At 67.7% G+C, this 21296-nt stretch carries 19 protein-coding genes; 8 read left to right on the top strand and 11 right to left on the bottom strand.

What is annotated here, in order from left to right; translation table 11 throughout:
* Positions 1–314 precede the first annotated feature (314 nt).
* Complete coding sequence (locus ASC58_RS20370) at positions 315–518, bottom strand: hypothetical protein (RefSeq protein WP_056914727.1); 204 nt, start codon at positions 516–518, stop codon at positions 315–317.
* Positions 519–574: 56 nt separating this feature from the next.
* Here ASC58_RS20370 and ASC58_RS20365 point away from each other — a divergent pair, with 56 nt between their 5' ends.
* From ASC58_RS20365 to ASC58_RS20350, 4 genes are all read left to right on the top strand, one after another.
* Entirely contained in the window at positions 575–1030 is a 456-nt protein-coding gene (locus ASC58_RS20365; RefSeq protein ID WP_056914726.1) for a DUF6153 family protein, read from the top strand.
* A gap of 88 nt (positions 1031–1118) precedes the next feature.
* Positions 1119–1721, top strand: coding sequence for a DUF305 domain-containing protein (locus ASC58_RS20360; protein ID WP_056920579.1), 603 nt, complete (start codon positions 1119–1121; stop codon positions 1719–1721).
* Positions 1722–1904: 183 nt separating this feature from the next.
* Entirely contained in the window at positions 1905–4283 is a 2379-nt protein-coding gene (locus ASC58_RS20355; RefSeq protein ID WP_056914724.1) for a heavy metal translocating P-type ATPase, read from the top strand.
* Positions 4284–4369: 86 nt separating this feature from the next.
* Complete coding sequence (locus tag ASC58_RS20350) at positions 4370–5200, top strand: F510_1955 family glycosylhydrolase (protein WP_056920578.1); 831 nt, start codon at positions 4370–4372, stop codon at positions 5198–5200.
* A gap of 783 nt (positions 5201–5983) precedes the next feature.
* On the opposite strand, the gene ASC58_RS20345 is transcribed toward ASC58_RS20350, so the two are convergent.
* The 6 genes from ASC58_RS20345 to ASC58_RS20320 form a co-directional block, all read right to left on the bottom strand.
* Positions 5984–7222, bottom strand: a complete 1239-nt coding sequence (locus ASC58_RS20345) for an ATP-binding protein (RefSeq protein ID WP_056920585.1) — start codon at positions 7220–7222, stop codon at positions 5984–5986.
* A gap of 251 nt (positions 7223–7473) precedes the next feature.
* Positions 7474–8922, bottom strand: a complete 1449-nt coding sequence (locus ASC58_RS20340) for an SCO6880 family protein (protein ID WP_056920577.1) — start codon at positions 8920–8922, stop codon at positions 7474–7476.
* Between the two features lie 21 nt (positions 8923–8943).
* A complete protein-coding gene (locus tag ASC58_RS20335; protein WP_056920576.1) occupies positions 8944–10245 on the bottom strand; it encodes a type IV secretion system protein in 1302 nt (433 codons plus the stop codon).
* Positions 10242–11036: a hypothetical protein gene (locus ASC58_RS20330; RefSeq protein ID WP_157598597.1), complete on the bottom strand. Its 795-nt coding sequence runs from the start codon at positions 11034–11036 to the stop codon at positions 10242–10244. The genes ASC58_RS20335 and ASC58_RS20330 overlap by 4 nt, the downstream gene beginning before the upstream one ends.
* Before the next feature lie 5 nt (positions 11037–11041).
* On the bottom strand, positions 11042–11326 hold the full coding sequence (locus ASC58_RS20325) for a DUF6112 family protein (RefSeq protein WP_200947897.1): 285 nt from the start codon (positions 11324–11326) through the stop codon (positions 11042–11044).
* A gap of 84 nt (positions 11327–11410) precedes the next feature.
* Complete coding sequence (locus ASC58_RS20320) at positions 11411–12466, bottom strand: C40 family peptidase (protein WP_157598596.1); 1056 nt, start codon at positions 12464–12466, stop codon at positions 11411–11413.
* Positions 12467–12556: 90 nt separating this feature from the next.
* Between ASC58_RS20320 and ASC58_RS20315 the strand changes: the two genes are divergently transcribed.
* On the top strand, positions 12557–13057 hold the full coding sequence (locus ASC58_RS20315) for a hypothetical protein (protein WP_157598595.1): 501 nt from the start codon (positions 12557–12559) through the stop codon (positions 13055–13057).
* Positions 13058–13408: 351 nt separating this feature from the next.
* Here ASC58_RS20315 and ASC58_RS20310 read toward each other — a convergent pair whose 3' ends face one another.
* Positions 13409–13825 (bottom strand): hypothetical protein, encoded by a 417-nt coding sequence (locus tag ASC58_RS20310; RefSeq protein WP_056920571.1) that lies wholly within the window; start codon positions 13823–13825, stop codon positions 13409–13411.
* Between the two features lie 387 nt (positions 13826–14212).
* On the opposite strand from ASC58_RS20310, the gene ASC58_RS20305 reads away from it, so the two are divergent.
* Positions 14213–14986, top strand: a complete 774-nt coding sequence (locus ASC58_RS20305) for a helix-turn-helix domain-containing protein (RefSeq protein WP_056920570.1) — start codon at positions 14213–14215, stop codon at positions 14984–14986.
* A gap of 16 nt (positions 14987–15002) precedes the next feature.
* On the top strand, positions 15003–15470 hold the full coding sequence (locus tag ASC58_RS20300) for an NUDIX domain-containing protein (RefSeq protein ID WP_056920569.1): 468 nt from the start codon (positions 15003–15005) through the stop codon (positions 15468–15470).
* Here ASC58_RS20300 and ASC58_RS20295 read toward each other — a convergent pair.
* Both ASC58_RS20295 and ASC58_RS20290 read right to left on the bottom strand, forming a co-directional pair.
* Positions 15467–15970, bottom strand: a complete 504-nt coding sequence (locus ASC58_RS20295) for an HD domain-containing protein (protein ID WP_235529351.1) — start codon at positions 15968–15970, stop codon at positions 15467–15469. The genes ASC58_RS20300 and ASC58_RS20295 overlap by 4 nt on opposite strands.
* Positions 15971–16059: 89 nt before the next feature.
* Positions 16060–16401 carry a hypothetical protein gene (locus ASC58_RS20290; RefSeq protein ID WP_056920568.1) on the bottom strand — a complete coding sequence of 114 codons (342 nt, stop codon included), beginning with the start codon at positions 16399–16401 and terminating at the stop codon, positions 16060–16062.
* A 329-nt stretch (positions 16402–16730) separates the two neighbouring features.
* On the opposite strand from ASC58_RS20290, the gene mobF reads away from it, so the two are divergent.
* A complete protein-coding gene (gene mobF / locus ASC58_RS20285) occupies positions 16731–19652 on the top strand; it encodes a MobF family relaxase (RefSeq protein ID WP_235529350.1) in 2922 nt (973 codons plus the stop codon).
* A 356-nt stretch (positions 19653–20008) separates the two neighbouring features.
* Here the strand turns inward: mobF and ASC58_RS20280 are convergent, their stop codons facing one another.
* Positions 20009–21295 carry an MFS transporter gene (locus ASC58_RS20280; RefSeq protein WP_056920566.1) on the bottom strand — a complete coding sequence of 429 codons (1287 nt, stop codon included), beginning with the start codon at positions 21293–21295 and terminating at the stop codon, positions 20009–20011.
* Between the last annotated feature and the right edge of the window lies 1 nt (position 21296).

The following is a 21296-nucleotide window of genomic DNA, read 5'->3' as shown; positions in this document are numbered from 1 at the left end:
CCAGCCGAGTACGAGGACAGCTACTACCGTCAAAACCCCGCACTGGCTACCGTCAGAGCGTCAGTTCCGAGCCTCCACTAAACCCGGTACGGGACAGTCCGTTGTTGATGCGCCGCGACGGATCAAGGGGGCCCCTGGAGGAGGGACGCACTGTTGCATTCAGTTAGTCGATCGCGGGCGAGGTGGTGCCGCTCTGCAAGCTGACGCGGACGGAATGTACGAGGAGCTCGCCGTGCCCTTCGTCAGAGCCGCGGGCAACGATTGCTACGCACAGCCGTCGCTCGGGCGGCGGCACGCGCCACCCCGATGCACGCTCAGCCGGACTTCCTCCACTGCTCGATGGCCGCGCGGCACTTGGCGGCCTGTTCTGGATCGTCGGGCAGGTGGAGGTTGATGGTCATGGAGTCTGGGACGGAGACCCATTCAGCGAACGTGAGCGTTGCGCCGTTGCGACGAAGCGCGTGGATGAGCGGCCCCAGGTCTCGGCCGGGCTCGGGTGCGAACTCTTCGACGGTCATGGTCGGGACGATAGCCCCGGGGTGCGCCTTGGAGCAGCGACGTAGACTCGGGAGTGATGAGCATCCAAGACCGGTCCGGGACCACGGCGCGACGCGCCTTGTGGTTCGGCGGGCTGCTCATCCTCCTCGCGGGGATCGTCGGAATGCATGGCCTGAACAGCCACAACGGTGGCATGGCCCATGACATGGAAGTGGTGTTCCACGAGCCGGTCGACGCGTCGATGCCTACGGCGCCGCTACCCGGGGCCCACGAGGCGATGGTTGCGGCCGCCCACGATGTCGGAGCTGTTGGTGCCACGGTGGTCGACGCCACGACCGGCTGGGACATGGACATGACGGCTATGTGCATGGCTGTGCTGACGATGGCTCTGCTCGTGCTGCTCCGCATGCTGAGTGGCGCCCCCGCGCTGCCCTTGTATCAGCGTGTGGCGGCCCCAGCGAGGGCACCCGGTCCGCACGGGCGTGACCCTGATCCTCCGTCTTTGATTGTTCTGTCGATTCGGCGCTGCTGACCGGCTGCGGAGCCCGTGTGTGACGCGTGGCCGATCCGCGGCTTCAGCATGCCCCCTCTACCCGACAGACCTGATTGGACGACCCGTGATGAAACGACTCTTCAGTGCCCTCGCGCTTGCCGTGGTGGCAGCGCTCGCCTTGACCGGTTGCGGCAACGCCGCAGACACCACCGCCAGTGGCAGCAACAACAGCAGTTCCAGCAGCTCAAAGGCCGACTTCAACGACGCGGACGTCAAGTTCACGCAGTCGATGATTCCTCACCATGAGCAGGCTGTGGTGATGGCGAAGATGGCCGCGACTCATGCTCAGTCAGCCCAGGTGAAGGATCTGGCCGCCAAGATCGAAGCAGCCCAGCGCCCCGAGATCGACACCATGTCCGGCTGGCTCAAGGCCTGGGGGCAGGAGCAGCCCTCCCGCGGCGGCATGGGTATGAGCGGCATGGACCACGGCTCAGATGGCATGGCAGGGATGATGAGCGACGACGACATGAGGTCGCTCGACTCGGCCAAGGGAACGAGCTTCGACCAGATGTTCCTGACGATGATGATCGCGCATCACGAGGGCGCGATCGAGATGGCCAAGACCCAACAGGCGGACGGCAAGAACGCCGACGCGGTCGCACTGGCGAAGAAGATCGAGGCCGACCAGACGGCCGAGCTCGCGCAGATGAAGGACATGTTGAAGTCATGACCCCGGCCGCCCAGGTCGACCGCACGGCCAAATCCACGTCGCGGTCGACCTGGGCCCCTCGGTAGCGCCCGCCTTGACTGGGCGTGCACCACTCTCCGAGTCGAATCCCGCCTGTCAACGCATGCAACGACCCTGTCGTTCGTTGGTTGACCAGATACCCCCAGGGGGTACACGATGAATGACATGAGCGAGCACAGCGAACACGCGCGGGTTGCGACCACGGTGAAGGACCCCGTCTGTGGGATGGACGTCGACCCCGCCTCCAGCGAGCACCACGCGTTGCACGACGGGCGCACTCATTGGTTCTGCTCCAGTCGGTGCCGTAGACGCTTCGAGGAGAACCCTGACGCCTTTCTGCATGCGGTGCCCGCTGACGCGAACGCTGATCACGGCCACGGCCCTATGGAAGGTGCGCCGGGGCAGGAAGCCAGCAGCGGTTCGGCCGGGGACTTACAGGAGTGGACGTGCCCCATGCACCCAGAGATCCGGCGCCCCGGCCCAGGCTCCTGCCCGATCTGTGGGATGGCCCTCGAACCCCTCATGGTGACCGCGGAGAGCGGACCCAGCCCGGAGCTGGCCGACATGACTCGCCGATTCTGGACCGGTGTGGCCCTATCCTTCCCTGTTGTCGTCCTTGGCATGGGCGGCGACTTGATCCCAGCGATCCACGACCTGATCTCTCCACGAGCGTCGACCTGGGTCCAGCTGGTCCTGGCCACCCCGGTGGTGCTGTGGGCGGGGGCCCCTTTCTTCCAGCGCGGCTGGACCTCGGTGCGGACCATGAAGCTGAACATGTTCACCCTCATCGCGATGGGCACGGGCGTCGCTTGGTTGTTCAGCGTGGTCGCCACCGTGGCGCCGGGTATCTTCCCGGAGGCGTTCCGGATGGACGGTGCGGTCGACGTCTACTTCGAAGCCGCCTCGGTCATCACCACACTCGTGCTGCTCGGGCAGGTCCTTGAGCTCCAGGCCCGGGAGCAGACGTCCGGCGCGATCCGGGCGCTGCTCGATCTGACCCCCGACACCGCGCGCCGGATCAACGCGGACGGCACCGAGCATGAGGTGACCCTGGACCAGGTCACGGTGGGTGACCGGTTCCGGGTCCGTCCGGGCGAGAAGGTCCCCGTCGACGGCGTGGTCGAGGATGGTCGTTCCACTCTCGACGAGTCCCTGGTTACCGGTGAGTCGATGCCGGTGACCAAGACCGTTGACGACTCGGTCATCGGCGGCACCATCAACCAGACCGGGTCGCTGGTCGTCCGCGCGGACAAGGTCGGCCGGGACACCATGCTGGCCCGGATCGTGCAGATGGTCGCCGAAGCTCAGCGTTCCCGTGCACCGATCCAGCGAGTGGCGGACAAGGTCGCCGCCTGGTTCGTGCCCATAGTCATCCTCATCGCGATCGTCGCGTTCGTGGTCTGGGCCGTTGCGGGACCAGACCCGCGCCTGGCTCACGCGCTCGTCGTGGCGGTTTCCGTCCTGATCATCGCCTGCCCCTGTGCGCTTGGTCTGGCCACACCGATGTCGATCATGGTCGGTGTCGGACGTGGCGCTGGGCTCGGCGTGCTGATCAAGAACGCCGAGGCCCTCGAACGGATGGAGAAGGTCGACACGGTCGTCGTGGACAAGACCGGGACGCTGACGGAGGGCAAGCCGTCCGTGACGCAGATCGTCACCGCGGCGGGGTTCGAGCAGGACGACCTGTTGCGGCTCGTGGCCGGGGTTGAACGTGCCTCCGAGCACCCACTGGCCACAGCCATCGTCAACGCCGCCACGGACGCTGGTCTGACCATCTCGGCCGCGACCGACTTCGACGCGCCGGTCGGCAAGGGCGTCATTGGCAGCGTCGATCAGCGCAAGGTCCGGGTGGGCAGCGCCTCATTCCTGACCGGTGAAGGACTCGACCCGAGCGCACTGACCGCGCAGGCCGACCGTTTGCGCGCCGACGGGGCCACCGTGATCTTCGCCGGTGTCGACGGCCAGGTCGCGGGGATCATCGCGATTGCCGACCAGGTCAAGGGAACAACCCCTGCGGCCGTGGTAGCCCTGCGCGCCGAAGGGGTTGAGGTTGTCATGCTCACCGGTGACGACCGCCTCACCGCAGAAGCCGTCGCTCGCCGACTTGGCATCGACCGGGTCGAGGCCGAGGTCATGCCGGACCACAAGGCCGACGTCGTCAAGCGACTACGCAGCGAGGGACGCGTCGTGGCAATGGCTGGCGACGGCGTGAACGACGCACCCGCCCTCGCTGCAGCCGACGTGGGCCTGGCCATGGGGTCGGGCACCGACGTCGCCATTGAAAGCGCGGGCATAACCCTCCTTGGCGGTGACCTGACCGGCATCTTGCGTGCACGGAAGCTCTCCGAGGCGACCATGTCGAACATCCGCCAGAACCTCGTGTTCGCGTTCGTGTACAACGTCGGGGGAATCCCCATCGCAGCCGGGGTGCTCTACCCGACCTTCGGGCTCCTGCTCTCTCCCGTCATCGCCGCAGCCGCCATGGCCCTGTCGTCCGTCAGCGTCATCGGCAACGCCCTGCGCCTGCGCGCCCGCCACATATGACCCGGACGGCACGAATGGCCGCATCAGGCCTTGACCTCGTAGGAGCCAACTTGTTCCGCCGCGCAATCACATTGGCAGCATCCTCGATGCTGGTCGCCGCCGTCGCAGCGTGCTCCTCTGGGTCGCCGGAAGGCGTGACCACTGCGCCTCCGGGATCTTCGGCACCCGCGCTGGGCCATGTCCACGGGCTAGGGGTAGACCCCGCCGACGGCACCCTGTACGTCGCCTCCCACACCGGGGTCTACCGGCTGGCAGCCAATGGCAGCGCCGACCGGGTCGCCGACCGGTACCAGGACACCATGGGGTTTGCTGTCGTCGGTCCCGGCAACTTCCTTGCCAGCGGTCACCCGGACCTGCGCGAAGACCTGCCGGGCCAACTGGGGCTGATCGAGTCCAAGGACAGCGCGAAGACGTGGACCGCGGTCTCCCTGCAGGGCAAGGCAGACTTCCACGCCATCGAACCTGCCGGGAGACGAACCTACGCATACGACTCCGTCAACGGAGCACTGATCACCTCAACCAACCGGCGGGACTGGACCGTGATGGAGAACCAAGAGCTGCTGGACCTCGCCGCCGACCCCTCCCACCCCCGCGTCCTGTTCGCCACCACGCCGGAGGGACAGGTACTCCGCTCCGAGGACGGGTCCAAACTGACGCCAGTGACTGGGGCGCCTAGGCTCGGACCGCTGGACTGGCAGACCGACGGGCCGCTCGTGGGCGTCGGTGCCGACGGGACCGTGAGCGTCAGCAGCGACGAAGGCGCCACATGGGCCAAGAAGGGCACGGTGGCGGGTCAGGTCGAGGCGCTTGACGTCATTCCGGGTCGGTGGCACGTGGCAACAGACCGCGGCATCTACGAGTCCACCGACGACGGTCAGACTTGGATGCCAGTGCTTGTGGCCACCACGAACCACTGACCCCGGCAAGCCAGATGATCGGGCTGACTCTCCCGTGCCGGTGGCGGCGGTGTCCTTGCTCCATCCCGGGTTCTACGCCCCGGGATTCCGGATTCTGGTACCTGCCGCAAGAGGTCCAACCGGGACGAAGAGGCCATCCGACCGTTTGACGCAGTGTCTTTGACCTGCTCGCGGACGGCAGCAGCGTTGCAAGCGAGGCGCATGACTTCCACATCAGCGACCAGGCGGGGTACCGGTGGCGTCGCCAGACCGGATCGACCCCGGCCTGCAGCGTGACCTGAACCCTAGAAGGCGAACCGCCACGTGAAGGAGCGGGTCGCGGAGCTGCAGCCTGAGCTTGAGCCTGAGATCGAATCGTCGCACGAGCAGTTTGCTCATACAGGCCAGCCTCGAAGGGCGGTAAGCGGCCGCCGAGGGTCACCGCACACCCTCCCTCTCGACGTCGCGTTCAGGGTTATCGTCTCTGAGTCGGGTACCACCAGCACATCAGGCGCCATCGGAGCGCTCCACTACGAGGGCTCACCCAATCGCGTTTGAACGCAAGGGCAGCAACACCTTGGTATGAGGATCGAACGAAACGCGACTCCTCCGAAACCGGGACAACTGTGGCCGATGACTGGTCCCGGGGCGCGGGATCTGCCATGGCTGGAAGACGATCATGCAACGCCAAAGGCGGCTAGCGGTCTTTCAGGTCCAGCGCGGGAGGCGCGATCCTGACCTGCGTCTTAACGCCGTGAAGATCGGCGGATCCGCCTGGTTCGGTGCCGATTACAGCCGCGTATGTCATGTTTCCGGGAATCCATTGAGCTGAACTGTCATGCGCGATGACGTGTCGAAGAGCCGGAGTTCGTTCTCGGTCGCGACGTGACGGACGACAAAGGCGCGATTGCCAACGCGCCAAAGTCCCTCTCCGACCTGCAGATCCGGGAGTTGTGCTTGCTCAGCACTCGAGAGCCCGAGTTCGAGCGCGGTCCGGGGGCCTTCGGAGATCTCCTGTTGGTAAATGATCTTGGTCGAGCAATCCGCGAGCAGTCCTCGGGCCAAGGCTCGGGCTTCGGAGTTGCTGTTGCCGACGGCGTCGAGGTCGGACAGACGGTGGACGATGAGCAAGTTGGCGATGCCCAGCCCTCGGCAGAGCTTCCACTGTGACTGCATGCGGGCGAGCAACGCCGGCTGCCGCATGAGTCTCCAGGCCTCGTCGTAGACGACCCAGCGTTGTCCACCGTCTGGTGCGGCGAGCGCTGCCTCCATCCAGGCGGAGGCGCAGGTCATGACCATGGCGATGAGCTGGTCGGCGCCTTGGATCTGGGAGAGGTCCAGCGACACCATGGGCAGTGAGGGGTCGAAGACAATCGTCGAGGGCCCGTCGAAGAGTCCTGCGAGGTCTCCGGAGACTAGGCGCCGCATGGCGTGGCCGAGGTCCCGCCCGTCTCGCGCGAGTTCGGCGCAGGTGGCCCCGGGACGTGACGACTTGGGCTCCAGGAGCGCGTCAACGACCGACGGCAGCGTGGGTGTGGGGGATTCGGCAATGGCCTCGTCCAATGCGACGTCGAGAGCGGTGTGCTCCACCGAGCTGAGCGGGCGTCCGAGCGCCGACTCAGACAACGAGCCGAGCAGCGTCCGGCGACGGATGCGGACCAGGGTCGCCCACTGCAGGTCGTCCACGGTGCCGACTCGCGGACCGGGGTCCATGGGGTTGAGCCGGTTGGCGCTGCCACCCCCCAGCTGGATGGCCGCCCCACCGACAGCTCGTGCGACGGCGGACCATTCGCCCTTGGGGTCGCCGGGGACGTAGACCCGTCGTCCGAAGGCGATGGAGCGGGTCGCCAGCGACTTGGCCAGGCACGACTTGCCCTTACCGACGACGCCAGCGAGGAGGCAGTTCGGGTTGGTGATGACCCCCTGCCTGTAGAGGGCCCAGGGGTCGAAGCAGAAGCCGCCGCCGGACCAGGCGTCCTGCCCGACGTAAACGCCTTCGCCGCCGAGACCGGCCTCGGCCAGGAATGGGTAGGCGCCGGCCACCGTGTCCGAGGTGGCGCGGTGGGTGGGAACCCGTAGGTGACGGAGAGACCGCAGCGCCTCTGGTCCGATCTCGCCGGGTGCCGGTAGTAGCGTCGCCTGGTGCTCCTGCTCCTGCTCCTCGTGTCGCCCGACGGTTACGTCGTGTTGCAACGAGTTGGCCGATCGGCCTCGTCCCTGCGCGCGACGGCTGCTTCGCGATGCGTCGGCCTCAAGGTAGAACCCTGCTGGTGAGGCCTGTCGGCGGCGCCCTCTCATGCTGAGACCCGCCTGGCCAGGGGGAGTGAGGCTGCCGCGAAAGCTCGCGCCTGCCGACCGTACAGTCGCCTAGTCTCGCAGCCGCTCTGGATGGCGGCGCGCGAGATCTCAGCGACCGCGGCCTCCAACCCGTCGCGCGTGGCGGCCGTGATGGCAAGCATCCCGGTGAAGCGGATGTCGGCATGTCCGCTGATGAGCGCGCGTTCGCGTTCGAGGACGTCGTCGCGCTCCACCGAGTCGGAAAGGTCGGCGATGGTGCCCAGTTTGGCCTTCTGTGCGGCGTCGGTGGCGTACTCGACCTTGGCCTTGCGAATGTCTCGCAGTGCTGCCTCAGCCGACACCGGCTCGAGGGTGAGGGACAGCGTCTTGCGGATCCCCTGCTGGAACACCAGTGCGTGCAGGAAGAACGGCGGGACAGCGACACGTGGCCACTCGCTGACCCACAGCACTGCGGAGAACCCGGTGTCGTGTCGCAGGTAGTCCCAGTGCTCGTCGACGGCAACCGGGCCTGCCGTTGAGAGGGCGCAGGTGCCAAGATCTTCGCGGTCTACCACCGGGTCGTAGGCCGCCCGCAGCGTCGCAGCGAGTTCCGGCTCATCGAGCCACCCGGTCAGCTGCAAGTCGGCCGCGCGCAGGCCCGCCTCGAGCGAAGTCATCTCCTGACGCAGGAACGCGGCCGCACCGGCCATCCCACGCCCCGCCTGCCTGATGTGGCGTCTGGCCTTTCGGAGGTCGAGCGAGATAGCAATGAGCGTACGGTGGGTAGAGGCCGCCGGAGCACACGTGCGCATCAGCTCCTCGTACTCTCGCACCGCCCACTGACGTGGATCCTTGACCCCGTGGGCGTCCCACCACCCGGTGATTCCTCGACCGGAGTCCGGCAGGGACACCTCAAGCACCTGCACCCGCGCACAGGTACCGGTCGCGGAGAGTCCCGCGAGGGCGCGTCCCCAGCCGTGGACGCGACGCGCCTGCTCCTCCGGTGAGAGGAGCACGTATGCCGGGTGGCGAACGAGCGCCACGGCGGTCAGGGTCTGCGCGTGCGGGTCGTGGAGCATCGCAGCCCCGCTCTCTTCATCGATGTGGAGGCGCAGCGACGCGGCGTCCCCAGGGAGGGCCAGCGTGCCGGCCGGGCGCGGACGGTCTGGCCGCGCGCGGTACCTCGTTTGACCGCGCGCCTTCCGGAACAAGAAGTGGCCCGCCGTTGGTGCAAGCTCGGCGGCCGGTTGACCGCCCCAACGTGCAAAGGCGAGAACGAGGAAAGTGAGCCAGAGCGGCGACGAGGCCGCCGCGCCCGGGGCGCCCGCCACGAACATCATCGGGACGAAGGTCGCGGCCGCGCACGCGATGCAGGCGACTCGGAAGGCGGACAGCCCCAAGAGCAGGCCACGCCGGGGGCGTCGGCCGAAGCGGACGGTGAACTGGGACTGTGCGGCGTCAGTCATGGATGTGATCTCTCGGACTCATCAGGTGCTCCTGGGTGGCTGCGTCGGAACTGGTGGGTCGCCGCGCCCGACCGTCGCAGTGTCGAACGAGGGTGCGGCGGCCTCTACTGCGCCGATGGCCTTCTGCCCGGCGGCCTTCGTGGCTTGTGCCGTTGTGGCTGCGGCGACGACTGGAGCTGCGGCTGCTGAGACGGCTGCGGCGCCTCCGCTTCCTGCGGCAGCTCCCGCCGCCCCCCGACCGCCCGCGGCCGGGATCGCTGACGGTGCGGGTGTCGCCGGCCGGGAGGTGTTGATGAGCTCTGCCTCGCGGTCCTTCGACCAGGTCGGCGCCGAGGAACTGCGCGCTGGCGGCCTGGGCATGAGTGCGCGCGCTTGGTACTGCAGGGCGTTGACCTTCTGGGGTGCCCTGATGACGGTCCGGGCGCCTGCGGAGGCCTGCCCGGCAGTGGCGTGCGCGGCATACAGGGTGTCGCCCGCGAAGCTGAACATCTTGATCGCGACCCAGGGCGCGAACCCACCCATGAGCAGGATCAGCGCGCCGCCCGCGAGTTGCGTGCCGGTCTGCGTGGGGCCGCCGCCGTCCTGACCGGCACCGTTGAACACGGAGATTCCGATGCTCAGGATGATGACGAGCAGGAGCTTCGAGACGATCATTGCGCAGACGAACTCGACCCACTTGCGCACCCAGCCGCGGGTGATGTCGGCACTTGCGCCGGCGAACGCCAGCGGCGCCAGGACTGCGGCGATGAGCAGCATGACCTTGCGGATCATCATCGCGGCCCACACGACGACCACTGCCGCGAGGATGACGATTGAGAAGATGAGCGTGACCGCGGGGTTCTGCACGTTGGCGAGGCCGGTGAAGGCGAGTTTGGAGCCCAAGCCGTTGATGTTGGTGCCCATCGTGTACTGCACGAGGCCGGCACTGAGCGAGTCCACTGCTCCGAGGAGTACTCGTGTAGCGGTGAGCGCGAGTGCCGACCCGACGAAGCTGATTAGGAGTCCCTGCAAGCCACGTCCGAGTGCTGCCGGTTCGCGTCGCAGGACGGAGGCGATCATCTGGATGACGAACAGTCCCAGGCACAGGACCGCGGCGACGCTAGCGGTGGCGGCCATCTCTTTGGCCAGCTGGGGTGAGCTCAGGTCGAGGGTGGTGGCGGTGTCGATCTCCTTCCAGAGCCAACTCGTGGCGTTGGTCGCCGCAAGGCCGAAGTAGCCGGCCATGCGGCTGAAGGCGCTGTCGACCGCGCCGGTCGTCGCGCCCTGTGCGGCCTGCCCGGCCAGGCACATCGGGTTGAGGGCGAAGATGCCAGTGCAGCTCATGGCGCACCAATCGGGATGGATGCGTACGTCACCGCGGCGACGAACCCCCATGTCGTCCGAGCGGGCGGGCCTTCGAGGTTGAGTGTCATGGCAACGCTGAACCTTTGCGTGTGGTCACCGCGAGAGCCCTTGGTATGCCGCGTCACCAGAGCGGCAACCTCGCGCCCGGTGATGCTCGGGTCCGTGATTCGACCGTCGGCCACGGCGTTGGTCCAAGCCAGTGGCTCCGTGACGTGCTGGATCTGGACGGAGGTGTACGAACCGGCAACGGCTAGTTGCCTCCATTCCTGCTCGGTGGGAACGGGGGATGCTCCGTCGGCAGCGTCGCTGACCGAGTACACGGCGAGCCGATCGCGCAGTTCGGACGGCACCAGTCCGACCACCAGCGGTTCCTTCGTCGGTGCTGACTCGGTCTGCACCCACGCGAGGTGCGTCTGGCGTGGCGAGCGGTAGTCCTGGGTGAGCAACCGGCGGACGAACTCGGCGGCATACAGGTCGGGTTGTTGCGCTTGCTCGCCCGCGATCCGGCGCGGAGCGCCGCTGGCATACTCGGGCTCGACGGCGCGCAGGCGCTTCAAGTCCTGCTCTGCCGCAGGCGCGTCGGAGCCCCGAGCAATCGACGGGCGCGGTGACGTCCCCGCGGTGGCCGGAGCCCGCTGATGCGTCTGCACTCCTTCGCTGCCGACCGTCGTCGGTGAGGTGTGATTCAGAACTGTCCAGCCGGCAAGGACCAGCAGCCCGATGGCTGCGCAGACCGCGACGGTCACCCCGGTGCGGCCGCTGGCGTACAACCTGTTCATCGAAGCGAGGAGCCGGCGTTGTTGAAGAACGTGACCAACGTGTTGGCGGCCCCGATGAGCATCGCCGCAGCACCGGCGACGAGGACGCCGTTCTTGCCCTTGCCCGCGACGTGCGGGTTGGAGGAGTTGGCACCCACGGCCCAGGCGATCGATGAGATGGCGACACCGGCGACGGCGGCGATCAGACCGAACGTGAGCACCGCTCCGACGATGTTCTCGAGCGCGCCGATGCCGGGCAGGCCAGTGGTGTTGGGCTTGATGTCGATTGATGGTACGGACATGGTTGACCCCTTCGCAGCACGCGGGCCACTCCCGCGCATGTACTGGCTACGTCACGCTGGGGGCACCATGCGTCGCGTCGCAGATCAACCGATGTGCCGCAGGCCCGACACACCGCTGGTGGTGAAAGCGCTCAGGGTGGTCACCTTGACCACGTCGCCGGTCCTTGGTGCGTGGATGACGAGACCGTGCCCGAGGTACATGCCCATGTGCCCCGGCGCGGCAAGGCTGCCCTGGCTGCCAGGGATCAGGACCAGATCGCCGGGCACGAGGGCTGCCTCGATGGTCGGCGCACCGTCGCGCAGCTGGTCCCAGGTGGTTCGGCCGATTGGTATGCCGGCCCGCTGCCACGCCGCCTGGGTCAGGCCCGAACAGTCGAACTGATCTGGCCCGGTCCCTCCCCACAGGTACGGCTTGCCCAGTTGGGCCAGGGCAAAGGCGATCGCCGTCGCGGCCTGCTGGCTGGTGTCGGGCGGAAGCGCGTAGCCCTCGGGGAGGCCGTGCGATGCCGAATCGCCGCGAGGCATGACGTCGGACGCCCCGCAGTCCAGTCTCGATGCGTCGCGTTCGACGACCGCCAGGACTCCTGCGGCGCGGTCTGTCTGGCGTAGATAGTTCTCGCCGACCTCGGCCGAATAGCCGTTGGCGGATGTGGGTCGGCCGTCGAACGCGGACTTCTGCACCAGCTGTGCAGCACGCCAGGGCGGTTGCCCTGCCCAGTTGGGGATCGTCAGCAGGGCGTCGACGAAGAGTGTCGTGGATTCCGTGGCGCTCATCCGTTGCACTGCGCTGCCCCAGCTGCGCCGCTGCTGGAAGAGGCCGAGCGAGTCGTGGTCGTAGCCTGTGCCTTGCGAGGGCAGACCAGCGCCGCTGGGGTCGTTGGGGTTGGCGAGGATCCGCAGGTCCGACTCCGCCATGGCCGTCATCAACGCGATCAGCGCTGCTCCGTGGCCCCCGCGCCCTGAGGCTGTGCTCACCACGACTCTCGCGTTCTGGGCCTGGACAGCTGAAAGGCCGACCACGGGACCGGACGTCGTACAAGCCGGCATACGAGGCGCGCTGGGAGAGTCGATGGCAACCACGGTCGCCAACCCCAGCCCGCCGCAGCCCAACACGGTGGCAGCGACCGCCGTGGCGGCCATCCCGGTCAACCCCATGGTTGCCAGACGCGCAGCGGGGGGCACCATGCGTCACGCGCTTGCGCTGTCGGTGCCTGGGGCGACAGTGTGGTGATGAAGCGGCAGCTCAAGGAGAGAACCGTGAAGGTGAACAGTCGTCGTGCACCCCGGACCCTGACCCGTCCGGAAATCGCGGACGCCCGCGCCCTTGCGCTCGAGCTTGCCGGGATGCGTGAGGCTGCACCGATCGACGCAATGCTCCAAGGGCTCATACTTGAACCGGACGAGGTGGCCCGACGAGTTTCGGCGCTGTGGTTGCGAATCCGTGTTGATGGGCAATGGAGCCCGGCGAGCTGGTCACAGGTTCTCATCAGCGATCATCGGCTGTTGCTCCGACTCAGCGGCGGGGAGCTGGTGTCACTGTGGTGGGGGTCGCTCGTCGGATTCGAGGTGAACCTGGACGAGGAATACGTCATCCTGGATTTCGGCGACGGTCGCCCGCGGGCGCTATCCGGTCCAGGGGTGTCCCTGGTCGCCGTCGCTGGAGTGGCTCGGCTCTACGGTGTGGAGGCTCTGACGACGCATCCGGCGCTGGAGCCGTTGCGCGCCGGATGATGAGGAGCTGACGCCGGACGTAGAGGCGCTCGGCAGGGGTGAGGTCTCGGCCCTGCCCATAGATCGCGAACAGGCCGGCCCAGGTGGACGTGCCAGTCAGCAGTCGATGGACCGCTCGACGCTTGTTTGGGGGAAACCGCAGCTGGTCCAACATCCGCCGAGTCACGGTTCGGGAGTGCCCGCCTGCCTGCTTGCTCGACGCGGTCACCAAGGGTCGGGCGGCGCCGTACCGACTTGCCATCAGTGCCCTCGAGACCAAGAGATCCGCTGCGGCCGAAAGGCCCATCTCCTCGAACTCCTCGCAGGACAGCTCCAGACGTGCCGCAGCCCAGACTTCCCACGACATGACGGTCATGACGCCACCGGCTCCTCGGAGTCGAGCGCGCAGAACCGGAGCGGACCGCCGGCGGGCACATGCGTGAATCCGTGCAGGGCGTCGGCCAGGGCGGCTCTGCCAGATCCGTGCATGCCCTTGGTGGCAGCGCACCGCATCTGACGGTAGAGATCGGCCGGATTCATCGCCCGGGCGCACTCCTCGTGGTCGACGACCCACTCCATCGCCGCCAACAGCTCCTGGCTGGCGTAGTCGGCAGTGACGACCACCGGCGCCTTGGAACCCAGGGGAATGACGGTGCGCCGGGATCTCGTGCACAGGAGCGACTGCACCAGCAGCCAGAGCGCGTTTCGCTCCTCCGACGGCTCGGTGAGTGACGCACACCTGGCGAGCGCCTCGGCGATCTGCACTGCGTGGACTTCATCGGTCTTCATCGCTGCACCCCGGCTTCGTACCTTGCCGCGCCGACCCTCGCGGCGCTTCTGCGATCGAACGACGTGCCGTGTGGCACGGGAACCGTGCGGTCCGCATCTGTGGAGGTCCTGTTCGGCGTTCGAGCGCCGTCCACAGGTCGCGGGATCCTGCTCCCAGCCATTGGAGCGCCTTGCCCGTGGATGCGGTCTGAGTTATCCACAACCCCGCAGCGGATGGCGCACTCTTCCTCGTGTTTGGCCACTTGCTTCCCTGCCTTCGCGCGTCTCGTTCTGTTCCGATACGCACCAGTCAGCCCGCGGACTGTTGACGTTCACACCGCGTGTGAGTGACGCTTGGGACGTTTATGAACGACCAGTGAACGTCCCAACGTCCTGAAGTTGGCGCCGATGAGCAACGAGCGACTTGCCGCAGCGATCTCTCGCGGCCACAAGACGATTGAGCAGATCGCGCGCGAGGTCGACATCGATCCCAAGACGGTTCAGCGCTGGATGGCCGGTCGGACACCACACCCGCGGCATCGTTATGCGCTGGCTCACTTGCTGGGGGAGAGCGAGGAGTTCCTGTGGCCCGGAGTGCATCGCCGTCCGGCCGATGCACTCGGCGCGACGGCTGAGGTGGTTTCGGTCTACTCGCACCGTACGGACCTCAACCCTGACCGGTGGTGGGACCTCTTCCAAGGTGCTGATGCCCAGATCGACCTGCTCGGTTACACGCTCTACTTCCTGCCACACCAGCACCCCGAACTGGTCGAGCTCCTCCTCGAGAAGTGTGGGCAAGGGTGTCGTGTCCGCATCGCACTGGCCGATCCGGAATCCGAACACGTCCGGCGGCGGGACGAAGAGGAGCACGAAGCCATCACCTTGGTGCCGCGGATACGGTCGACACTGGGGGCGTTCGCGCCGCTGGTGGAGTGCGAGAACGCGGACCTGCGGTTCCAGGACGTCCCGCTCTACAACTCGGTCTTCCGGTTCGATGACCAGATGCTCGTGACCCCGCACCTCTACGGGATGCCGGGTCGCTCCGCACCATTGCTTCACCTGCGCAGGCTCGGACCGAGCGGGGTCTTCTCCCGGTTCTCGGCCCACTTCGAGGGGATATGGTCGGACAGCCGGGCGATCGACCAGGAGCGTCCCACTACACCGCTTCGATCCGGCACCTGATCCGAGGGGAGGAGCCATGGGCCGGCGCGACTTCTACGACGACCCTGCCGCACCGCCGGCCAACTCTTTGGTGCCTGCCGCCTCGGCCGTGGTCATCGACGACGACAACCGGATCGTGCTTCAGCGTAGGCGCGACAATGAGATGTGGGCACTGCCGGGCGGTGTGATGGAGCTCGGCGAGTCCGTGGCCGGGTGCGCGGTCCGTGAGACCCTCGAAGAGACGGGCCTCGAGGTCGAGGTCACGGGCATCGTCGGCGTCTACAGCGACCCCAAGCACGTCTTCGCATACGACGACGGTGAGGTCCGCCAAGAGTTTTCGATCTGCGTCCTGGCGCGGGTCCGAGGCGGGAACATCGAGGTCAGTGACGAGTCGCACGAGGTGCAGGCGTTCACAGCCGACGAGATCGCCGAGCTGCCGATGGTCCCATCGATCCGGCTGCGGATCAGCGACTACCTTGCTGGCGGAGCGCCGGCAGTTCGCTAGAGGGAGACCCCGGCTTCTGCGCAATGTCGTCGAACCCGTTCGCGACCGCGCTCGAACCCGGGCATGCCAGCGAGGACGGTGCGAGCCACCACGTGATCGGGGCCGTACCGCTCGACGATCTCCGCCAGACGGTCCTCGATGGTCACGAGCTGCCCATCGGGACTCGTGCTCAAGTCGCAGAACGTCAAAGCGTCGTCGAGGAGCGTTCCCCCAAAAGGAAACTCGTCTTCGTAGTCCTCGATCCCGCGCAGTCCCGCCTCATGCTTGGCGTTCGTGTGGTGGGCGACCAGACGCGCCAAGTCCTCCTCCCCAAACGAGCGAAGGTGTCGGGCGCCGTCGAGGGGATGGAAGCCAGTGGCCGCGAGCCCGGGGGCATAGCCGATGTCATGGAGGTATGCCGCCGCCACCAGTAGTTCCCGATCCCCGCCTTCGAACGGAAGAGACGCAGCTCGCGCTGCAACGGCTTGAACGTGCGCCCAACGTCGACCCAAGGTCGACATGAACTGCTCGGCCTGGGCACGCGCCCAATCGACTCGGTCGCCCCGCATCTGCCACACCATACGCAGGGGTGCGGTTTGGTGTGTAGCGGTCACGTCGTCGACGGATGTGCACCTGGCGACGTTCCGGTCCCGGCGGCCGGCCGGGCACCAGGGGGCTTGTCATCACCGGCGGCCTGGGCCGCCAGCTTCACGCGTCGCCTGAGCTCGCGAGGCTGCCTTTCGAGGAGCTGGGCGGCTCGAGACAGTCCGGAGACCGACACGAGGTCGGACTCGGCCATGGCGAGCTCGAGATCGATCGCGTCGAGGCGCCCGACCAGCGAGTCGAGGCGGCGCGCCACCTTGTCAACCTCGCGAAGGGCCTGCGTCTCGGCCCGTTGCGCCTCCAACAGGCGGAGCCGGGCTTGTTGGCCAACGGGATAGGGGCGACTCATGAGTTCCTCCTCGATTCGTGTGTCAGGTCAACGGCCGCCACGGGGCACCATTCGCATGAACCACCCGGACCTGACTGCCAGGCGCTGCCTAGGGCCCTACGAACCGTCCCCACCTACGCGGCACACGCCCTCGACCCCAGACCGCCACGCCCGGCACCTTCTGACCCATGTCACCGGTCTCGTCCCCACGGCCCTCCCGCCAGCCCGCGCTGGCTCCCTCCGCTCCACCCCGTCTGCGTCAGGCCCAACCTCGGATCCACACGTCTGGCACCAAGGTGGTCGGGTGGGTGTCGATGGTGCCCCCACGACCCCGTTGTCCGACTATGACGATGTCGATCAGGCGCATGACGCTCGGTGCGGGGTACCGCTATCTGATGTCGTCGGTGGCTCGGGCCGACGAGGCCACCAAGGTCGTTGGGCTGACCGGGTACTACGCAGCAACCGGGACGCCGCCGGGCTGGTTTCTGGGCGCCGGTCTCGCGGGTCTCGCTGGGGGAGCGGGGGTCGAGCCTGGCTCGCAGGTCACCGAGGAGCAGCTGTGGAGGATGCTTGGGATGCTGCAGGATCCGGTCACCGGTGAGCAGCTCGGGCGACCGCCGACCGGTGCGGGGATGGTGTTCGTCGACCACCTCGGCAGGGTGCGGAAGGCGAAGGCGTCGGTGGCTGGGTTCGACCTGACGTTCTCTGTGCCGAAGAGCGTGTCGGTGGCGTGGGCTTTGGCGGACGAACCCACCCGGGCGCGGATCTACGCGGCGCACCAGCGCGCCCTCAAGGCGGTGATCGCGTACGGGGAGTCGCAGGTGTTCGCGACCCGCACGGGCCACGCGGGCGCGATCATCGAGGACGTGCGTGGGGTGGTCGCCGCCGCGTTCGACCATTGGGACTCTCGTGCGGGGGACCCCCAGCTGCACACCCACGTGGTCGTGCTCAACCGGGTGCAGTCGGTGGTGGATGGTCGCTGGCGGACCTTGGACTCCAAGGGGTTGTTCCGGGCCGCGGTCGGCATGTCCGAACTGTACAACGGTCTCCTCGCGGACGAGCTCACCAAGGACTTGGGGTGGGCGTGGGTGCCGCAGGAACGGGCTCGGTCGACGGAGCCGAAGTGGGAGGTCGACGGCGTCGGCAAGGAGCTTCGGGAGGAGTTCTCGCAGCGTTCGAGTGTGATCGAGAAGGCTAAGAACGAGCTGGTCGATGCGTTCATGGCCACCCGCGGTCGACAACCCTCGGCACGAGAGGTGATCGGGCTGCGGCAGCGGGCGACCCTGGCCACCCGCGAGGCCAAGCAGGTCAAACCGCTGGCCGAACTCATCCAGGGTTGGCGTGTTCGCGGCCGTGACTTTGTCGGCTATGACCAGCCGGCGTGGGTTGCCGGGCTGGCCGGGCGGCACACTCAGAGGCTCGTCACCGCCCACGATCTGGGGGAGGGGATCCTCGCCGACGCGGCCACGCTGGTGGTGGCGAAGGTCGCGGACAAGCGGGCCACGTTCACCAGGGCGAATCTGTTGGCCGAGGTACACCGGCAGCTGCATGGGGTCCGGTTCGCGACCCCGGCCGACCGAATTCATGTGGCCGAGCGGACCGCCACCTTGGCTGCCGACCGTGCGGTCATGCTCACTCCGGCCGAGGTCCTGCACGTTCCGGAGCACCTGCGCCGCGTGGACGGGTCAAGCATGTTGCGAGCCCGCAACAGTGAGGTCTACGCCACCCAGGAACTCCTCGACGCCGAAGCCCGACTGTTGGCTGCCGGACAAGCCAGCGATGGTCCCGCCGTCAGCACATCCGTCACGGCCCGGCTGGGTCGCATGATCGTGCCCGGCAAGGAGCATGTCCTGTCCGCGGAGCAAGCTCATGCCGTCGCCGCTGTGGTCACCTCCGGCCGACGACTGGACGTCCTGGTCGGTGCCGCGGGGACAGGTAAGTCGACTGCCATGGCGGGGGTGCGGGCGGCGTGGGAGGCCGAGCACGGGCCTGGGTCGGTGGTCGGGTTGGCCCCGTCGGCGGCGTCCGCGGAGGTCCTGGCCGACGCTGTCGGGGTCACCACTGAGAACACGGCGAAGTGGATCAGCGAGAACCAGCGCACCCCCGAACGCGAACAGCGCCTGCGCGAGTATGCGGCGCGGCTTTCCGGCGCGTACCCCTGCGTTGCCACTCGCCAACTGCAGCAGCGTGCCGCGGTGGAGCGGGCCGCATACGGACGGTGGACCCTGCGGCCCGGTCAGCTGGTCATCATCGACGAAGCGTCCATGGCTGCCACCAAGGACCTGGACCACATCACCGCCGTCGCGACCCGGGCCGGGGCGAAGGTGCTGTTGGTGGGGGACTGGGCGCAGCTGTCGTCAGTGCAGGCCGGGGGAGCCTTTGAGCTGCTCGCCGACGACCGGGGCGCCGATGTGGCGACCCTGCACGACGTACGCCGGTTCCGCCACGAATGGGAACGCGACGCCACCCTCCAGCTGCGCGCCGGCAACCCCGAGGTCGCCGACACCTACCTGACGCACGGGCGGATCGAGGCGGGCGCCCGGGAGGACGTGCTTGACCTGCTCTTTGACGCGTGGCTCGGCGACACCGGCGCCGGACGGCAGTCACTGATGATCGCCGCTGACGCCCAGACCGTCGCGGATCTCAACGCGCGAGCCCGAGCCCACAGTGTCGCAGTGGGCGCAGTTGTCGACGGTGGTGTCACCACCTCTGACGGCACGACCATCGGGGTCGGGGACGTGGTCGTCACCAGACTGAACGTCCGCGCACTGTCCACGGGTCGCGGCTGGGTCAAGAACGGCGACGACTGGATCGTTCGCGAGACGCGGGATGATGGGTCGGTGCGACTTACCCGCCCGGATGGCGTGGAGGTGGCGATCCTGCCGGCCGCCTATGTCGCTGAGCATCTCGAACTCGGGTACGCGTCCACAGCCCACCGAGCCCAAGGCCGCACCGTCGACACTGCCCACGCCTACGTCACCGCGACCACGACGCGCGAGCCGCTGTACGTCATGGCTACCCGTGGCCGGGAGTCGAACCGAATCTATGTCGACACCGCACACGACCCGGACGATGCGACGAGGCACAGCGAGCCGGATCATGCCGATCCTGCCGAAGTGCTGGGTCGCGCCATCGCCACGACGGGCGCGGACTCTTCGGCCACCCAAACGCGCCGTGTCGAAACTGCGACGGCACGGGCGCTGTGGCGCCTCGAGAGGGACGGAGCACCAAGCTTGGCCGTCCGTGATCTGGGAGGGCGAGGTCCGGCTTGAGATGCACTCCATGTCGGGTCTGCTGTCACTTCAGTTGACCCATGGATTGCTCTGTTCCTCGCATGGGCTCTTTCGGCAGAACGATTACGATCGTGCACTAGGGACCGCCCCTTCTTGCCGTCCGGCAAGCCCGCTATTGACGCAAACGCGCGGCAACAACTGCTCCGTCAGCAGTCAGGCCATCAGCCCCGCCTGCCCTGCATGGAGGGCCGTGCCCGCGTCGTAGTTACGAAGACCTACTCCGGCGGATGCCGAGAAAGTCACAGAGTCAAGCGGCGCTTCCAACAGTTCCGCCGTCGTCAAGGAGTACTTCTTGACGGCTGGGGAGTCCCGCCGCTGTCCGTAGCTCTGGGCAGTCAAGCGGCAGGTGAAGCCGGGGTTCGCGGGGATATGCGACGGTGCGCTATGAGGCCGGAGGTTGCGGTGAGAGCAGCAACGACCCAGATCGCGGGGCGGACCCCCCAGAGGTCGGCGATGACGCCGGCGAGTAGAGCGCCGACCGCGAAGCCGCCGTCGCGCCAGAGTCGGTAGATGCCGACCGACCGTGCCCGCCAGGCGGGGTGCGCGACGTCGCCGATCGCGGCGAGCAGGGTCGGGTAGACCATCGCGGTGCCGGCTCCGAGGAGAACGGCAGCGGCTAGCCAGGTACCGAACGTGTCACCCAGAGCGACCAGCGCCAGGGCGACCGCTTGGGTGAGCATGCCGGTGACGATGAACGGTTTGCGCCCCCATCGGTCGGACAGTGCGCCGGTGGCGACCTGTCCCAGCCCCCACACGGCGGGGTATGCCGCGGCGAGCCACCCGATGCGGCTCACTGACAGGCCCGCGCCGGCGAACAGGACGGGGAACAGTCCCCAGGCGAGGCCGTCGTTGAGGTTGTTGACCAGGCCCGCTTGGCTGACCGAGGACAGGGTGCGGTCGCGCCAACTGGTGGCCGCGAAGATGTCTCGGTTGGTCAGCGTCGCCGAACTGGCGTGCGTGGCAGGCGCAGTGGCTGCTTCGTGGTGGGCGTGGCCGCGGGTCTCTCGGACGAACAGCACGGAGGCGCCGAGGCCGAGGGCTGCGAAGGCGATACCGAGGTAGAACGGTTCGGGTCGTAGTCCGGCATGGGCGGCGATGTAGCCGGTGGCCAGAGCTGTCGCCGCGACGGCGCCGTACCCGGCGGCTTCGTTCAGTCCCATCGCGAGGCCGCGTCGGGCGGGCCCGGCGAGGTCGATCTTCATGACGACGGTGGTGGACCAGGTCAGGCCCTGGCTGATGCCGAGAAGGATGTTGGCGACGATGACCCAGGTCCACGTGGGAGCCCAGATGAGCAGGAGCGGGACGGGCACTGCGAGCATCCACCCGGCGACGAGGACGGGCTTGCGCCCGTACCGGTCGGACCAGGTGCCTGCGGCGTAGTTGGCTGCGGCCTTGGACAGTCCGAACGCGGCGATGAACGTCAGGGCTGCCGTGTGGGCGGTGAGCCCGAACTCGCCTGCTGCGAGCAGTGGCAGCACGGTGCGTTCCTGGCCGAGCATGCCACCGACGAGGGCATTGACAGCCACCAGCAGCAGGAACTGCGGCAGGTTCGCGCGCAGGCCCAGGGTGGGTGCGTCGGTGTGGCCCGCGGCTCGTGTCGTGGGCGGGGGTGATGTCGGCATG

Source organism: Phycicoccus sp. Root101, from assembly GCF_001426245.1.
Taxonomy (GTDB): domain Bacteria; phylum Actinomycetota; class Actinomycetes; order Actinomycetales; family Dermatophilaceae; genus Pedococcus.
The sequence above is the reverse complement of the archived record's forward strand: the minus strand, read 5'-3'. Positions and strand labels throughout refer to the sequence as shown.

Excerpts from the sequence above, each read along its gene's own strand:
- ASC58_RS20290 (WP_056920568.1), bottom strand. The coding sequence starts at position 16,401 with ATGAGTCGCCCCTATCCCGTTGGCCAACAAGCCCGGCTCCGCCTGTTG.
- ASC58_RS20355 (WP_056914724.1), top strand. The coding sequence starts at position 1,905 with ATGAGCGAGCACAGCGAACACGCGCGGGTTGCGACCACGGTGAAGGAC.
- ASC58_RS20350 (WP_056920578.1), top strand. The coding sequence starts at position 4,370 with ATGCTGGTCGCCGCCGTCGCAGCGTGCTCCTCTGGGTCGCCGGAAGGC.
- ASC58_RS20360 (WP_056920579.1), top strand. The coding sequence starts at position 1,119 with ATGAAACGACTCTTCAGTGCCCTCGCGCTTGCCGTGGTGGCAGCGCTC.
- ASC58_RS20305 (WP_056920570.1), top strand. The coding sequence starts at position 14,213 with ATGAGCAACGAGCGACTTGCCGCAGCGATCTCTCGCGGCCACAAGACG.
- ASC58_RS20340 (WP_056920577.1), bottom strand. The coding sequence starts at position 8,922 with ATGACTGACGCCGCACAGTCCCAGTTCACCGTCCGCTTCGGCCGACGC.
- ASC58_RS20315 (WP_157598595.1), top strand. The coding sequence starts at position 12,557 with ATGAAGCGGCAGCTCAAGGAGAGAACCGTGAAGGTGAACAGTCGTCGT.
- ASC58_RS20295 (WP_235529351.1), bottom strand. The coding sequence starts at position 15,970 with ATGTCGACCTTGGGTCGACGTTGGGCGCACGTTCAAGCCGTTGCAGCG.
- ASC58_RS20300 (WP_056920569.1), top strand. The coding sequence starts at position 15,003 with ATGGGCCGGCGCGACTTCTACGACGACCCTGCCGCACCGCCGGCCAAC.
- ASC58_RS20365 (WP_056914726.1), top strand. The coding sequence starts at position 575 with ATGAGCATCCAAGACCGGTCCGGGACCACGGCGCGACGCGCCTTGTGG.
- ASC58_RS20335 (WP_056920576.1), bottom strand. The coding sequence starts at position 10,245 with ATGAGCTGCACTGGCATCTTCGCCCTCAACCCGATGTGCCTGGCCGGG.
- ASC58_RS20370 (WP_056914727.1), bottom strand. The coding sequence starts at position 518 with ATGACCGTCGAAGAGTTCGCACCCGAGCCCGGCCGAGACCTGGGGCCG.
- mobF (WP_235529350.1), top strand. The coding sequence starts at position 16,731 with ATGTCGATCAGGCGCATGACGCTCGGTGCGGGGTACCGCTATCTGATG.
- ASC58_RS20310 (WP_056920571.1), bottom strand. The coding sequence starts at position 13,825 with ATGAAGACCGATGAAGTCCACGCAGTGCAGATCGCCGAGGCGCTCGCC.
- ASC58_RS20320 (WP_157598596.1), bottom strand. The coding sequence starts at position 12,466 with ATGGCCGCCACGGCGGTCGCTGCCACCGTGTTGGGCTGCGGCGGGCTG.
- ASC58_RS20280 (WP_056920566.1), bottom strand. The coding sequence starts at position 21,295 with ATGCCGACATCACCCCCGCCCACGACACGAGCCGCGGGCCACACCGAC.
- ASC58_RS20325 (WP_200947897.1), bottom strand. The coding sequence starts at position 11,326 with ATGTCCGTACCATCAATCGACATCAAGCCCAACACCACTGGCCTGCCC.